This is a genomic window from Halobacillus trueperi (assembly GCF_003386945.1).
Taxonomy (GTDB): Bacteria; Bacillota; Bacilli; order Bacillales; family Halobacillaceae; genus Halobacillus; species Halobacillus aidingensis.
The window spans coordinates 1-15,772 of the sequence record NZ_QUAE01000012.1; the positions used below are offsets into that span (position 1 = coordinate 1).

The following is a 15,772-nucleotide window of genomic DNA, read 5'->3' on the forward strand; positions in this document are numbered from 1 at the left end:
CCTTTTAAATATTCACAAATTTCTCTATATACTGATTAATTATAGATCTTTTTATCTAGTAAAACAATAGGGGAACACGCAATGACGGGAGTCTTTTGACTTATATCGACTTCACGGAAGTGTATTTACACCTGTTTGAATTGGGTGTATGATAGTTTTGGTCAGTTCAGGAGGTTAAGCAATGCTTACTTTTTTAAAAAGAAAAGGCGTCCAATTGTCCTTTCAGGCTTATTTTGTCACAGCGTTAAGCTACATGGCATTGGGGCTTTTTTCTTCACTAATTATTGGATTAATTATTAAAACGATTGGCGAGCAGACAGATATAATCGTTCTTTCTGAATCATTCATCGAGATGGGTACTTTTGCAATGGACACGAAAATATGGGGTGGAGCTATTGGAGCTGCGATTGCTTATGGTCTTAAAGCGCCTCCACTTGTAATTTTTGCAGCTTTATTCAGTGGAGCCTCCGGCGCAGAGCTAGGTGGCCCTGCAGGAAGTTATATAGCAGCCTTATTAGCCACGGAATTCGGAAAAATCGTCAGTAAAGAAACCAAAATAGATATCATACTGACTCCCTTTATCACTATTATTGTGGGTTATTGTGTGGCGGCAGCTATCGGGGCGCCTATTGGACGCTTTATGGCAGGAGTAGGGGGCATTATTAACTGGGCTACACAACAACAGCCGATCATCATGGGAGCACTTGTGGCTGTTTTAATGGGAATTGCTTTGACAGCACCTATATCCAGCCTTGCTATTGCTTTGATGCTCTCCTTAGATGGCGTGGCAGCCGGAGCAGCCACTGTAGGCTGTGCAGCACAGATGATCGGTTTTGCCACCATCAGTTACAGAGATAACGGATTTGGTGGTGCGCTCGCTCAAGGAGTCGGAACATCCATGCTTCAAATTGCAAACGTAGTCAAAAAACCGCTTATCATTCTTCCTCCAACCATAGCAGGAGCTGTTTTGGCCCCTATCGCAACCGTTTGGTTAAGTGTAGAAAACAATGCAGCTGGTTCAGGAATGGGGACAAGCGGATTTGTCGGTCAAATTATGACGTTTGAGTCCATGGGTTTTTCTTGGGAAATCTTCTGGATCATCATCAGTTTTCATTTTATTGGCCCCGCCCTGATTAGTTATCTTGTGGCTTATTGGTTCCGCAAGAAAGGGTGGATCCAACCAGGGGATATGATTATTCAATACGATTAATGGTGTGCTAGAATAACGTTGGAGGTGACCTGAAATGATTACATTAGAATCAGATCAACAAATGAAAGAACTTCAAAATAATGAACCTGTTATTTTCTTATTTTCTGCAGATTGGTGTCCAGATTGCAGAGTGATTGAACCATTCCTTCCAGAGTTGGAGGAAAAGTACGCAGCCTGGAAATTCGTATATGTTGATCGCGATCAATTCATTCATATCTGCGCAGAAAACGATGTGTTCGGCATTCCGAGTTTCCTCGCATTCAAAGATGGCGAAGAAGTTGGCCGCTTTGTCAGTAAGGACCGAAAAACAAAAGAACAGATTGAAGACTTCATAAACAAACTTGACCAGTAAAAAACAGGCCGTGCCAAAGCACGGCCTGTTTCTTTTTATTCAGTCTAATTTCATCACTAAAGCTCCCGATTGTGGAAGAATCAGCTTCGAGATAACCGAGGTTCCTTTGCCGTATTTGGAGTCAGGGGTGGTTGGGAAGCTACTCGCTTTCCTGTGGGGGAGTGGCGAGCTTCTCGGGCTAAAGCCCTATGGGATCTCGCCTTTCTCCTTCTTCCACGGAGTCTTGCAGCTTCCAAACCACCCCATTCATGTAAGGGAGAAGTCTCCCACTCTTCCCTCCTGAGCAGGCATAAAGCGCTCTGTATCAAGCTTTTACATTGTGAATGCCCGCTGTGGAGATGTTTATATTATCCACTTCCCTCAATCATACAAGCTGATTTTCTAGAAGTGGTTTCGAGAATCTTCCATGGCAAAGGGGCGGAGGGGAATGGCGAGACTCCTACCTTAAGTGTGCAGGCGCCTCGATCAGCGGCGTATGGACTGGACTGAGCTGGCGGAGATAAAGGAAACACGAAGAGCGTAGCGATTCGATGTTGACTTATTGTACAGAAGCGAGGGAAGTCTCACTAGCCGCTAGGCGCCGGAACCGGATATCGAAGAGGGAAAAAAGTGCATGGTGAGACCCCGCAGGACGCAGTCCGCGGAGGCTCACCGCGCTCCCGCGGAAAGAGAGTCATTCCCCGCAGCCCCAATTCACTCAACAAAAGTCTCGAAATCAAGTCCTCAACCATCCTGCCATATCGTTGAATAGCGTTGTGCTTTTGTTATGTAGGGGGAAATGTGTATAATAGAAAACGATGTAGTTTGAAGAAACGAAAATAGAGAACAAATTCTTTCTTCCCATAATAAAGGAGGAAAAAAGATGAAGATGACAAGTATTAAGATGAAGAAAAAACTAGAAGAACGTCTAGCGAATGACCAATGGAAAACGACATTCAATAGAGATAAAGATACTTTCCGTGTCGAGTGGAACAACACTGGAAAAGGAATTACTATTACATTGCCAAATGTGATTTCAAAGTATGAAGCACGCGGGGAAGAAGCCATTGATGAGCTTGAAGACCATGTGAAAGAAGCTCTTCGGGTTATGAATGAAGATCATAAGCTGACAGGGAAAGAACAGCACATTTTCCCTGTCATACGAGCCGGTTCTTTTCCGACAGAAACCGAGCAGGGGAAAAAGTTGATTTATGTCGACCATACGGCAGAAACACGTATATATTATGCTCTGGATTTAGGCAAATCTTATCAATTAATTGATGAGAAAATGTTAGAAGACGAGGGTTGGTCTCTAGACAGGATCAAGGAAGTGGCTGGCTTTAATGTGCGTTCTCTTCCTGTTGAGATGAAAAAAGACAGCGTATATGGAAATGACTTTTATTTCCATTCGGCAAGAGACGGCTATGATGCTAGCCGTATCCTAAATGAAGCCCTTCTTGAAAAGCTCAAAGCCGAGTGTAAAGGAGAGCTTGCCATCAGCATTCCTCACCAGGATGTCATTATTTTTGCAGATGTCCAAAATTCAGAAGGATATGATATATTAGCTCAGATGGCTATGAAATTCTTTGCAGAAGGAACGGTGCCTGTTACCTCCTTATCGTTTTTATATGAGGATAAGCAGCTGGAACCGATTTTCATTCTTGCTCAGAAGAAACCGAATAAGGATCGAAAGGAAGAGTAGAACATGGATGTATTTTACAACAAGCAAGGAATTGGAGATGTCCTGATTATTCCAATCAAAGAAGGAGACCGCGATTCTTTTAAAGAAGAAGCTTACGGAGATGTAGTGAAAATAACGGATAGCAAGGACGGTTCTTTGCTCGGTTACAATATTTTCAATGCTTCTAAGTATTTCAACCTCGATGGCCAAGGGAAAATGCGTTTAACCGAAGAGATGCTATCCCCAATCAAAGATCTTTTTACAAAAAATCAGCTCGACGATGTTCTCGACTTCGATTTAAGTCCTAAATTCGTCGTTGGCTACGTAAAAGAAAAAGCGGGACATGAGAATGCTGACAAATTAAGTGTCTGCCAAGTGGATGTCGGAGAGGATACGTTGCAGATTGTCTGTGGTGCTCCGAACATCGATCAAGGGCAGAAAGTCGTTGTTGCTAAAGTAGGGGCGGTTATGCCTAGTGGGATGAAGATCAAAGATGCAGAGTTGAGAGGCGTTCCTTCATCAGGCATGATTTGTTCCGCAAAAGAGTTGAATCTACCAGATGCACCAAAAGAAAAAGGAATCTTAGTTCTTGACGAAGATGCTGTTATTGGGCAGCCTTTTGAAGTTTAATCAGGATAGAGATAAGCAAAGTAGCCCAGCTGCTTTGCTTTTTTTGATTCAAAAGTCATTTTTAAAGGTATTGTAAACCAACCAATGCCTCAAACCTGTTAAAATAGGGATAATCCTATAAGTGATTTTAAAATTGAAAAGAGAGTGAACGTAATGTGGAAAGACTTAAGAAATAAGATGAAAAAATTGCTCGATACAGAAGAAAAAAATGACCAGGAGACGCTACATAATATAGAAGAAAGAAATGACGTAAACGCTAAAACAAAAATGACTTACCGCTATCCGAAACAAGGAGAGTTTCGTTTTCCTGTCATTCCAGATGCACCAGGAAAAGCTCAAAATGAAAATGAAAGTTATCAACGTCCTCGACGCAAAAAGCCCGTTGAAAAACAAGAACCTGTGGAGGGTATGTCTCAAAGAAAGAAAAGGCCTAGGAAGGAAGAAAAGGCTCCTGAGGAGTTGCCGGAAACTTCATCGATTCCTTTTACACCGACCGATGTTCCATCTCCTATATACGGCTACCAAGCACGACAACTCACAAAAGGATTGGAAAGGTTAGAGTATGCCGTAGAAGAACAACAATCACAGCCGGAATTTTTCACTGATTCCAATGATGAAAAACAATGGCAGGAACTACGGAAACGGATGAGAGCGCGTGTTGATGAAGAAAACTCCAGGCCAAAACCTGCTTCCGAGCTACCGAAAATTCTTGACCGTGAAGAGGCGGCTACTACGGAAACCACCTTATCTGAGGAGACAGAGGAAGAGCGCAGAAGTGATTACACAGAAAACATTAGACCGAATTTATCAAAAGATTATCGGGGCCTTACATTCGCTGATGATGAGCTGGGGCAAGCAGAAGACGACCAGCTAGATGAAAATTCACCTCTGGAAAATGAAAGTTTTGGTGAAACGGACAACCAGGATAAAACTCTAGAAAAAATAAAGGATGAAGAATACCAAGAGGTTGAAGTAGAAAAGGATGGACAAAAGAACCTTTCAGAATCTCTGCAAGAGGCGATTAAAAGAGGAGAAGAAGACTCATTAGAAACGGAAGAAGCGAGCGAAGATAAAGAAGAGGATACGAGATCGGAAGCTTCTGATGGTGAAGAAGAAACGAATGAAATGCAGACAAGTTCAGTGACAGAAAATGAAGAAAAACATATGGAACTCCCAAAATTCAATCAAGACAAAGAATCAACTTTGTCCATGATGGAAGAGAAAGAAGAATCCCTCTTGACCATGGATGGTATGGAAGATGGAGAGCTGGATGATCCAGAGCCTGAAGTGACGGAGACGCAGGAGAACGATGAACAAACGGATATAGAAAGCGAGCATGTGAACCATGATGAAGTGCTAGCTCGCCATCAAGAAGAACCCTTCCCCTCTAATAGAGAAGATGAGATGATTGCCAAAGGGAAAACGGAGCAATCCGAATCCGAGATGGCTAAAGAACAACCTGTTGAGGATGGAGTCGATCACTCGACCTCAACTGAACCTTCCGAAGAAAAAACGGAAATGTATCAACAAGCGGAAGTGGAAAAAACTAATAGGGAAGAACAGCCTCAATTACAGAATGAAACGGAAAATAAAACATTTTCGAATTCGCATGAGCCTTCGAAAAAGAAAGATGGACAAAAGCGTCGTGTGCCTTTTAATGTCCTTATGACGCCACGGGACAAAAGAAACCGCGATCACGAGAAAAAACCAAACATCCATCATGAGAAGACTGAACCAAAAAAAGATGAGCCTGCAGCCAGGGATGTGGAAGAAGAAAAAAGCAAGAGAGTCGAGTATCATACGCCTCTACACTTGCTTGAAGACCCGGTACGTCCGACATCACTTGATGATAGTTGGATAACAGAACAGATGGAGCTTCTTGAAACGACTCTTCGACACTTCCATGTGCGTGCTAAAGTTGTAAATGCAATGAAGGGGCCGACAGTCACAAGATTTGAAGTGCAGCCGGAACCAGGAGTCAAGGTGAGTAAAATCACAAACCTGTCGGATGATATCAAACTTAGTATGGCTGCCAGAGATATAAGAATTGAGGCACCGATCCCTGGAAAACAAGCCGTGGGTATCGAAATTCCTAACAAACAATCCATGATGGTCGGACTGCAGGAGATATTTGAATCCGATGCCTTCCAAAATGACAATTCTCCTTTGACTGTTGGTTTAGGTTTGGATATTGGTGGAGATTCCATTGTAACGAATCTGAAAAAAATGCCTCATGGATTGATTGCGGGTGCGACGGGATCAGGAAAGAGTGTATGCATCAACACCATCTTGATCAGTCTTTTGTATAAAGCACACCATGAAGATGTGAAGTTTTTGCTTATCGATCCAAAAATGGTTGAACTTGCACCCTATAATGACCTCCCACACCTTGTGTCTCCGGTCATTACAGACGTCAAAGCTGCCACAACAGCATTGAAGTGGGCTGTAAAAGAAATGGAAGAACGGTATGAGAAATTCGTAGAAGAAGGCGTTCGTGATGTTGAGCGATATAATGAAAAAATGAAGAAGCAACAGAGAGACTCTGAAAAACTTCCTTATTTAGTCATTGTCATTGATGAACTCGCCGATTTAATGATGGTTTCACCACAGGATGTCGAAGATGCCATTTGCCGCATTGCACAAAAAGCAAGGGCATGTGGGATTCACTTGCTGTTAGCAACCCAGCGTCCATCTGTGGACGTCATCACCGGATTGATCAAAGCGAATATACCGACAAGAATCGCTTTTAGTGTGTCATCACAAGTGGATTCTAGAACCATCATTGATTCAGGTGGAGCGGAAAAACTTCTTGGGAGAGGGGATATGTTGTTTGTTGAGAATGGTTCAGGTCAGCCTGTCCGTATTCAGGGAGCTTTCGTCTCTGATGATGAGATTGAAAGAGTGACTCACCATGTTAAAAAGATCGCTCCACCTCAATACCTTTTTCACCAGGAAGAATTGATGAAGCAGGTTTCAACAGAAGAAGAAACGGATGAGATATTTGACGAAGCTGTAGATTTTGTGGTCCAGCAGAATGGTGCGAGTGCTTCACTCATTCAACGCCGTTTCAAAGTAGGGTATAATCGTGCTGCCAGATTAATCGATCAGATGGAAGCATATGGGATTATTTCTGAACAAAAAGGAAGCAAGCCGAGAGACATTTTATTAACGAGGCAGCAAATCGAAGAATTGATGGAGTAAATTCATCATTTCGGCAAAAACCTTGTGCAAAACTTCTCAATTTTATATGATTAACAATGAATGAAAACGAGAGTGATCATGACCTCTATGTTTAAGGAGTTAAGCCATGAAGGAAATAGCACTGAAGTTAAATGGAGAAATCAGCCGATTAACAAATAAAACGTTTAAGTTTGATGAACGTGTAGCAGAAGGCTGGTTTTCTGCTGTCTACTTTTTAAAGACAAGAGATATTGTAGAAAATCATTTACCTGATAATAAAGTAACGATGCAATTCTTTCAAAAGGATCATGCGGTATTGTGTGGAACCGATGAAGTCATCGCATTGATCCATACGTTCGCCGAGCACCCGGGAGAGCTAGAGATCCATTCTCTGAAAGACGGAGATAAAATCAGTCCTTATGAAACAGTTCTTACAGTGACTGGTCCTTATCAGTATTTTGGGTTTTTAGAAGGAATCATTGACGGGATATTAGCGAGAAGAACCTCTGTCGCTACCAATGTATATAATGTCGTCAAAGCAGCTCGTTCATCCGGCAAGCAGAAGCCAATCATTTTTATGGGCGACCGGGATGATCATTTCACACAGCAATCCGGCGATGGATATTCTGCTTTTATCGGTGGGTCCACGGCACAAGCGACACACGCGATGAATGAGTGGTGGGGGAAAGAGGGCATGGGAACAATGCCTCATGCACTGATCCAGATGTTCAAAGGGGATGTTGTAGCCGCAACGAAAGCCTATCATCAACAATTTCCAGATGACCAGCTGATGGCTCTGGTTGATTACAACAATGATGTCATTACTGATTCCTTAAAGGTAGCTCGAGAATTTGGTGATGAATTGAAAGGTGTTCGTCTAGATACTTCACGTAACTTGGTGGATAAATACTTTTTAAGAAATCAGCATCTCATGGGTACTTTTGATCCGAGGGGAGTGAACCCTGAGTTAATTTTTGCCCTCAGACGTGCCTTGGATCAGGAAGGATTCAAGCATGTGAAAATTGTAGTCAGCGGCGGATTCACGAAGGAACGAATTCGTGCGTTTGAAGAAAAGAAAGTACCTGTAGATATGTATGGTGTCGGTGGTAGTTTATTGAAAATAGGAATCGGTTTTACAGGGGATAATGTATTAATCGATGGTGAACCTGAAGCGAAAGAAGGTAGAAGGTACAAACATAATCCACGCTTGGAATATGTTGAATATACTGGAGCAGAGGAATGATCGCTTGAGAAAGGCACGGACATCGGTTGTTTGTGCCTTTTGATTGGGTCATATTTACTTTTTCTGCAGTCCATTCCGTGATATGATTAGGAAATGCAGATGCGTAGTTTTTTAAGAGTGCAACTTTAAATCGCATATCCATGAATATTACATATACTATACTTAAAGTGACCCACTTTATTTTGGAGGTTCTTGTTTATGACAACTTACCATTTCATTGGTATCAAAGGAACAGGAATGAGTTCGCTTGCCCAGATTCTTCATGATTCTGGTGAGAAAGTTCAAGGATCAGATGTTGAAAAACGTTTTTTTACTCAAGAAGTTTTAGAATCTAAGAATATAGAAATTTTGCCTTTCTCAAAGGAAAACATTCAAGAAGGATTGACGATCATTGCTGGAAATGCTTTTAGCGATGATCATGAGGAAATTCAAGAAGCAAAAAAACAGGGATTACCGTTTTATCGTTATCATGAATTTTTAGGGGAGTGGCTGCAAAACTATACAAGTATTGCAGTGACTGGCGCTCATGGTAAGACCTCTACGACAGGATTATTGGCCCATGTCTTATCTGAGAACTACCCAACTTCTTATCTTATTGGAGACGGTACAGGTAAGGGTCATGAAAATAGTCAATACTTTGCTTTTGAGGCGTGCGAATATCGACGTCACTTCCTTTCGTATGAACCGGATTACGCCATCATGACGAATATTGATTTCGACCACCCTGATTATTTCAGTAGTATTGATGATGTATTCCAGGCCTTTCAGGAAATGGCGAAACAAGTGAAAAAAGGGATCATTGCTTGCGGGGATGATGAGCATCTCCAACATATTCAAGCAAATGTACCGGTTCTGTATTATGGACTGGCAGATACAAATGATTTCCAAGCTCAGAACATAACCGAAACATCAGAAGGAACTTCATTCGATGTTTTCGTCAGAAACAATTATTATGATACCTTTACCATTCCACAGTATGGCAATCACACCGTATTGAATGCGTTAAGTGTCATAGCATTATGTCACTATGAAAACATGCAACCAGAGGAAATAAAAAAGCTTGCTACATTTAAGGGTGTCAAACGGCGGTTTACAGAAAAACAGTGGCATGACCAGATATTAGTCGACGACTATGCCCACCATCCAATCGAAATTACCGCCACGATTGAAACGGCTCGTAAAAAGTATAAGGATCGACCCGTTGTCGCGATTTTTCAGCCTCATACGTTCACTAGAACGAAAACGTTCCTTAATGAATTTGCAGAAAGTCTGAACGAAGCGGATGAAGTTTATCTTTGTGATATCTTCGGCTCTGCAAGAGAAAATGAAGGGAAGTTGACCATCAATCATTTGCAGGAATTGATACCAGAATCCCGCGTTTTACAATTAGAGGAAGTCGAACAACTCTCAGCACATGAAAATGGTGTTCTATTGTTTATGGGAGCAGGAGATATTCAAAAGTTCCAAGAGGCTTATGAAAAGCAGAACGACTAAAACTACCATGCGGCTTAAAAAAAGCCGCATGTTTTTTCTTTTTCAATGAGCCTTTTTAAAGTGAATGGTAGGATTGTGGATGACTTGATTTCGGAATAACTAGGGTCTGCTCCCATATGACCTCAAGCCTTTTCGAGCTTCGTTCCATGGGCTTATCCCAGCCCATCCATTCAGCGTAAGTCTCGCAGCTTCCCAACCACCCCCATTTGATGGAGAGAAAAAACGAACCCTGTACTCAAAGGGATATTTTTTTTCCTCGATGATTTATAAGAGTAAGCATTCTATAATCAGCTGTTTGTCATGGTAAGCCTTTGGACGAAAATGAGTCTGCCAGTATTGTAAGTGTTCGGTGGAATGTAATTTTAATTGTAGGATAAAAGTAAAAGGGAACTTTTTCGAACAAAATATCCGAATGGTGAAGGAATTTGGGGATAGGATAGCGAATAAGTCCATTTATAGTAGCCACCACGTTTAGAAATGCCCATTTAGGGTATAAACTAAACTGTGTTGATTACATAAGAAGGAGTGTGCAGGGGGAATGATTATTATTCTGTACATTGCTGCATTAATTGCAGCAGTGGCTTTTGCTGTTCTTGTCATATTTTTGGCGAGAACGCTGACGGCCGTGCGCCGTACAATGAACAATGTTGCTGACACACTTGAAGGTGTGGAAAAGCAAATGGAAGGAATCACCTTAGAGACAACCGAGCTCTTGAATAAAACCAATAAATTGGCTGAAGATGTAGGAGAAAAGTCACAAAAGTTAAATACTTTAGTTGACGGAGTCAAGGGAATTGGTGACACAGTTCAAGAGTTCAACCAGTCCATTCGATCTGTATCCAAAGGGTTAACCCAGTCAGCCCATGAAAACACGGATACAGCAGCTCAAGCCATGAAATGGGGTCAAGTGGCCATCAATTTGTGGAAAAAAGCAAAGAAAGAAGAGACTAAATCTTAAGGAGGAATTCGGTTATGAGTCAACAAAATCAACAAAATGGTAATGGAAGAGATTTCGTACTAGGTTCCTTAATTGGTGGACTCGTAGGAGCTGCCGTAGCCCTACTGTTTGCACCAAAGTCTGGTCGTGAACTTAGAGAAAATATCAATAGCAATTCCAGTGAATGGAAAGAGCGTGCTGGTGAATGGAAAGACGTCGCTTATGAAAAAAGTGGCGTATGGAAAGATAAAGCTGTAGAGTCTTCTTCTCAACTTTCTAAAAACGTAACAGAAAAATCCCAGCAGTTCAGTGGAGCTGTGAAAGATAAAGTGAAGAACTTCCGTTCGAATGAAGAAGATGAAGCTGAAAAAGCAGCTCAAGAAGTGGCAGAAGCCATTGAAGAAGCTGCACAAGAGCTTGAAAAACAACAAGATTCCACGACATCATCTAATTTATAATGAAAAGTGAGATGGAGGTTGAACATTCAACCTCCATCTTTTCTGTTGAGGAGGAATAAACGTGAAACAAGAAGTAATTAAAAATAAAGAGGAATTTATCAACATCGTAGAAGCATATAAAGAGTTTTTCTTATTGAAGCATAGTTTAACTTGCCCAATCAGTGCAGCTGCTCATCAGCAGTTTGAGCGTTTTGCTGAAGAAACATCGGTTCCGTGCTTCATCCTTTATGTACAGGAATCAAGAGAGTTATCCAGCCATATTGCTGAATTCACAGGAATTCGTCATGAGTCTCCTCAGGTCATTCAGTTTCAAGAAGGAGAAGCTGTTTGGCATGACAGTCATTCGGCCATTACTAAAGAAAGATTATTGGAAGTTTAACTTCGTCAAGGCCTGTAAAAAAAGCAGGCCTTTTTTTGTTTAGGACAATATGTTGGATGAAGGTTTGGTAAACTTTTGTGAAAGAATTTCATGAAAACCTTTTCTAGGGGTGACAACTGTCGAAATATTAGCTATAATTGTCCCTAATTATTTAAAGTATTCATCCATTTCATCACACAAAATTCTTGGTAGGGGGACGAACATAATGAGTAATCAAAATCTTGACCAGTTACGTAGCCAATTAGATGAGGTTAATTTACAGCTTCTGAATTTAATCAATAAACGCGGTGATCTGGTAAAGGAAATTGGTCAAATCAAAGAGCAGCAAGGGATGAACCGCTTTGATCCTGTGAGGGAAAGAGCAATGCTCAATCAATTATCTCAACATAATAAGGGTCCTTTCGAGGATTCAACAATCGTTCACTTATTCAAAGAAATTTTCAAAGCAGCCCTGGAGCTGCAAGAAGATGATCACAGGAAAGCCCTGCTTGTATCACGGAAGAAGAAACCTGAAGACACCGTTGTAGAAATCAAAGGAGAAAAGGTCGGCAATGGAGCTCCTTCGTTCATCATGGGTCCTTGTTCCGTAGAAAGTTATGAACAAGTATCAACGGTTGCAAAAGCTGTGAAAGATGAAGGGCTTAAACTATTGCGTGGAGGTGCATTTAAACCGAGAACGTCGCCTTACGACTTCCAGGGGTTGGGTATCGAAGGTTTGAAAATGCTCAAGCAGGCAGCAGACGAACAAGATTTGGCTGTTGTCAGTGAAATCGTAAACCCTGCGGATCTTGAAGAAGCTCTGGATTACTTGGATGTCATTCAGATTGGTGCACGTAACATGCAAAACTTTGAACTTCTGAAAGCGGCAGGTTCTGTTAATAAGCCGGTACTACTAAAAAGAGGAATGTCTGCTACAATTTCTGAGTTCATCAATGCAGCGGAATACATCATTTCAAGAGGGAACCAGGATATCATCCTTTGTGAACGTGGCATTCGAACGTATGAAAAAGCGACGAGAAACACCCTTGATATCTCTGCTGTACCCATTTTAAAACAAGAAACTCACTTGCCTGTCATGGTGGATGTTACACACTCTACCGGGCGCCGTGATCTATTACTACCTGCTGCCAAAGCCGCTCTAGCCATTGGTGCAGATGGAGTCATGGCAGAAGTTCATCCAGATCCAGCAGTAGCCCTGTCCGACTCAGCACAACAGATGGATATCCCTACGTTCCATGCTTTCATGGAAGAGTTAAAAAAATAAATAAAGCCCTACATGTCATGGGCGCTAAGTTATGGAGCAATTGAGAGAAAAAGTTAGGCTGGTCAGCTAGCCTAACTTTTTTGTGTTTTCGGACTCCCATGTGACTAATCGATGGAAATCTCAAGATTTGAGGTTATCTTTATCTTATTCATTTGCAGCGAAACGGCTATCCGTTATAATAATTAGGGTATAATAATACAGAGAAAAGCTGCGAATATTGCGCGGGTAAGCGATTTATCGTATGATTATCCTATTGAACAAAATGAACGATTGGATTTGACGAAGGAGGATGCATGATGAATGTAACAATATATGATGTAGCAAGAGAGGCTAATGTATCGATGGCGACGGTATCAAGGGTTGTAAATGGGAACCCGAATGTGAAACCGGCGACTCGGAAGAAAGTACATGACGCCATAGAAAGACTAGGGTATCGACCAAACGCTGTCGCTCGTGGATTAGCAAGCAAGAAAACGACAACCGTCGGAGTGATCATTCCTGATATCTCCAGTATTTTCTTTGCTGAACTCGCGCGCGGAATTGAAGATATCGCAACCATGTACAATTACAATATTATTCTGAGTAACTCGGATCAGAATAAAGATAAAGAACTTCATTTAATCAATGCCATGTTAGGAAAACAAGTGGATGGCCTGATCTTCATGGGCGGAGATATCACTGAAGATCATATCCGTGAATTCAAAACTTCATCTGTCCCGATTGCACTGGCTGCAACGGTGGATGAGACAAAAGAAACTCCATCCGTAAATATTAATTATGAAGAAGCTGCTTATGATGCAACGAAGGTGCTGCTTGAGAATAACAAACAAATCGCTTTTGTTTCAGGACCTGAAAATACGGTCATTAATACTGAAAAAGTAGAAGGCTTTAAACGTGCCATGAAGGAAAGTGGCGAGGACCAGCCGGAAAAATGGATGGTTACGGGCGATTACTCTTATGATTCTGGGCTCGAAGCTTTAGAACAGATCGTGGAGATGGACAACCAGCCAACTGCTATTTTCGTTTCTTCCGATGAAATGGCTCTTGGTGTCATACACGGGGCACAAGACCGCGGCATTCGTGTTCCAGAGGACATGGAGGTCTTTGGCTTTGATAACACCCGTCTAGCTACGATGGTACGTCCAACGCTTTCTACAGTGGTGCAACCAATGTATGATATTGGTGCGGTGGCCATGCGTCTTCTTACGAAATTCATGAATAAAGAAGAAGTGGAAGAACAGAACGTCATTTTGCCACATAGAATTATCGAAAGAAACTCAACTCAGCAAAAATAGTACCGATATATGTACTATAAGGTACTTGTTCGAAACTGAGGAGAGAGTGGAATGACAAAAAAAGATTTATTGACTCCCATCGGAATCACGGTTGGTTTTGCCATGGTCATGTTTGGGATCATGGCAAACGCCGGGTTCGGAGGGTTTAAGTCGTTTATTCAAGTGTCTTCGATCTTTATCGTTCTTGGGGGGCTTGCAGCAGCGATTCTAGTAAACTTCAATTTGGGTGAAGTAAAGCTGACGTTCCGTGTGACCAAAGAGGCTTTTAAAACGAGTGATATGAATTTAAGAGAATTGATTTCTTTGTTCGTGAGCTTATCTGAGAAAGCAAGGAGAGAAGGTTTACTTGCTCTTGAGACAGAGCTGGAAGAAGTGGAAGATCCTTTTATTAAGAAGGGAATTCTTCTTGCTGTAGATGGCATTGAACCAGAGGTCATCAACGACATCATGAAAGCTGAAATCGTGGCCGTTGAGGAGCGTCATCAAAGAGGCAGAGCAATCATTGAGAAAGCAGGGGAGTATGCACCTGCTTGGGGAATGATTGGGACACTAATCGGACTTGTTCTCATGTTACAAAGCTTATCCAACCCTGCAACTCTTGGCCCTCAAATGGCTGTAGCACTGCTCACTACTTTTTACGGTACATTGCTTGCCAACCTTGTCTTTATCCCTTTGGCTGGTAAGCTTGAAAACAAAACTTATGAAGAAATATTCATAAAACAAATCATTATTGAAGGTGTCATTGGAGTTCAGTCTGGGCAGAACCCTAAAATCTTAGAAGAGAAACTGAGCGCATTTTTATCTGAAAGTGATAAAAAAGTAGAAGAAAAGGAACAACAAGAGGAAGATACATTAGGAGCTACGGCTAATGAATCTTAAGCGAAGAAAGGACAAAAAGAAAGGTGCACCTAAATGGATGACTACATATGCGGATATGATCACATTGGTGCTCGTGTTTTTCATTCTTTTATTCTCCATGTCTCAAATTAACCTAGTGAAATTTGAAGCCATAGCAGAGTCCTTTCGTAATCGGATGATTTTTGATTTTTATCCATCGGCTATTGAGAGCGACTATCCTACAGAACAGACGAAGATTCAAGAAAATGGGGAGAAAAATAATGAGTTTGAAGACCCCACACAAAACCCGGATCATGTGGCATCTAATGAGGCTGAGCAGACGGAAGACCTTGAAGAATTAAAAAAAGAAGTTGATGAATACTTAAAGGAAAACGAACTCAGTGACATCATTGCTGCCACTCAAACAGAGCGGGGTGTCGTACTGGTATTAGAAGAACAATTGCTGTTTGAAACGAGCCGTGCTGAAATTCTGGATGGGGCGAAACCTTTTTTGACGAAAGTCGGAACACTGTTAACGAACATTCCTAATTTCGTGAAAGTGGAGGGTCATACCGATAACCGTCAGATCAACACCTATCGTTATCCTTCAAATTGGGAGTTATCTGGTGCTAGAGCGAGCAGCGTCATACGCTATATCATTGCCAATACGGAAGGCTTAGATCCCAAACGTTTTACTGCCGTCGCTTATGGGGACACAAGACCGGTAGCACCGAATGATTCGGAAGAGAATTGGAGTAAAAACCGGAGAGTCGAAATTGTGATTCTTGATCCGGATTATAAAAGCTCCTCTACTTAATAAAGAAGCCACTACT

The 15,772-nt window shown here is 41.7% G+C and carries 14 protein-coding genes; all 14 read left to right on the forward strand.

From position 1 onward, the window contains the following. Positions 1 to 181: 181 nt before the first annotated feature. The 14 genes from DYE48_RS13935 to motS all read left to right on the forward strand — a co-directional run bounded on the left by DYE48_RS13935 (position 182) and on the right by motS (position 15,756). Positions 182 to 1,210: a PTS sugar transporter subunit IIC gene (locus tag DYE48_RS13935; protein ID WP_115824162.1), complete on the forward strand. Its 1,029-nt coding sequence runs from the start codon at positions 182 to 184 to the stop codon at positions 1,208 to 1,210. A gap of 34 nt (positions 1,211 to 1,244) precedes the next feature. Next, positions 1,245 to 1,562: a thioredoxin family protein gene (locus DYE48_RS13940; protein WP_115824163.1), complete on the forward strand. Its 318-nt coding sequence runs from the start codon at positions 1,245 to 1,247 to the stop codon at positions 1,560 to 1,562. Between the two features lie 862 nt (positions 1,563 to 2,424). Beyond that, entirely contained in the window at positions 2,425 to 3,243 is an 819-nt protein-coding gene (locus DYE48_RS13945) for a DUF1444 domain-containing protein (RefSeq protein ID WP_089650492.1), read from the forward strand. A 3-nt stretch (positions 3,244 to 3,246) separates the two neighbouring features. After that, a complete protein-coding gene (gene ytpR, locus DYE48_RS13950) occupies positions 3,247 to 3,852 on the forward strand; it encodes a YtpR family tRNA-binding protein (protein WP_115824164.1) in 606 nt (201 codons plus the stop codon). A 153-nt stretch (positions 3,853 to 4,005) separates the two neighbouring features. Then, positions 4,006 to 7,053, forward strand: coding sequence for a DNA translocase FtsK (locus DYE48_RS13955; RefSeq protein WP_244199440.1), 3,048 nt, complete (start codon positions 4,006 to 4,008; stop codon positions 7,051 to 7,053). Between the two features lie 106 nt (positions 7,054 to 7,159). After that, positions 7,160 to 8,275 (forward strand): nicotinate phosphoribosyltransferase, encoded by a 1,116-nt coding sequence (locus DYE48_RS13960; RefSeq protein WP_115824165.1) that lies wholly within the window; start codon positions 7,160 to 7,162, stop codon positions 8,273 to 8,275. Between the two features lie 198 nt (positions 8,276 to 8,473). Then, positions 8,474 to 9,769 carry a UDP-N-acetylmuramate--L-alanine ligase gene (gene murC, locus DYE48_RS13965; RefSeq protein WP_089650495.1) on the forward strand — a complete coding sequence of 432 codons (1,296 nt, stop codon included), beginning with the start codon at positions 8,474 to 8,476 and terminating at the stop codon, positions 9,767 to 9,769. 538 nt (positions 9,770 to 10,307) lie between these two features. After that, positions 10,308 to 10,727, forward strand: a complete 420-nt coding sequence (locus DYE48_RS13970) for a DUF948 domain-containing protein (RefSeq protein WP_089650496.1) — start codon at positions 10,308 to 10,310, stop codon at positions 10,725 to 10,727. Positions 10,728 to 10,741: 14 nt separating this feature from the next. Continuing rightward, positions 10,742 to 11,164: a YtxH domain-containing protein gene (locus DYE48_RS13975; RefSeq protein WP_089650497.1), complete on the forward strand. Its 423-nt coding sequence runs from the start codon at positions 10,742 to 10,744 to the stop codon at positions 11,162 to 11,164. Positions 11,165 to 11,225: 61 nt separating this feature from the next. Further along, complete coding sequence (ytxJ, locus tag DYE48_RS13980; protein WP_115824166.1) at positions 11,226 to 11,543, forward strand: bacillithiol system redox-active protein YtxJ; 318 nt, start codon at positions 11,226 to 11,228, stop codon at positions 11,541 to 11,543. A 205-nt stretch (positions 11,544 to 11,748) separates the two neighbouring features. Continuing rightward, positions 11,749 to 12,807, forward strand: a complete 1,059-nt coding sequence (locus DYE48_RS13985; protein ID WP_089650499.1) for a bifunctional 3-deoxy-7-phosphoheptulonate synthase/chorismate mutase — start codon at positions 11,749 to 11,751, stop codon at positions 12,805 to 12,807. Positions 12,808 to 13,103: 296 nt separating this feature from the next. Next, positions 13,104 to 14,102 (forward strand): catabolite control protein A, encoded by a 999-nt coding sequence (gene ccpA, locus DYE48_RS13990; RefSeq protein ID WP_089650500.1) that lies wholly within the window; start codon positions 13,104 to 13,106, stop codon positions 14,100 to 14,102. Positions 14,103 to 14,153: 51 nt separating this feature from the next. Then, positions 14,154 to 14,981, forward strand: a complete 828-nt coding sequence (gene motP, locus DYE48_RS13995) for a flagellar motor protein MotP (RefSeq protein ID WP_115824167.1) — start codon at positions 14,154 to 14,156, stop codon at positions 14,979 to 14,981. Next, positions 14,971 to 15,756, forward strand: coding sequence for a flagellar motor protein MotS (motS, locus tag DYE48_RS14000; protein ID WP_115824168.1), 786 nt, complete (start codon positions 14,971 to 14,973; stop codon positions 15,754 to 15,756). The genes motP and motS overlap by 11 nt, the downstream gene beginning before the upstream one ends. Positions 15,757 to 15,772: the final 16 nt, after the last annotated feature.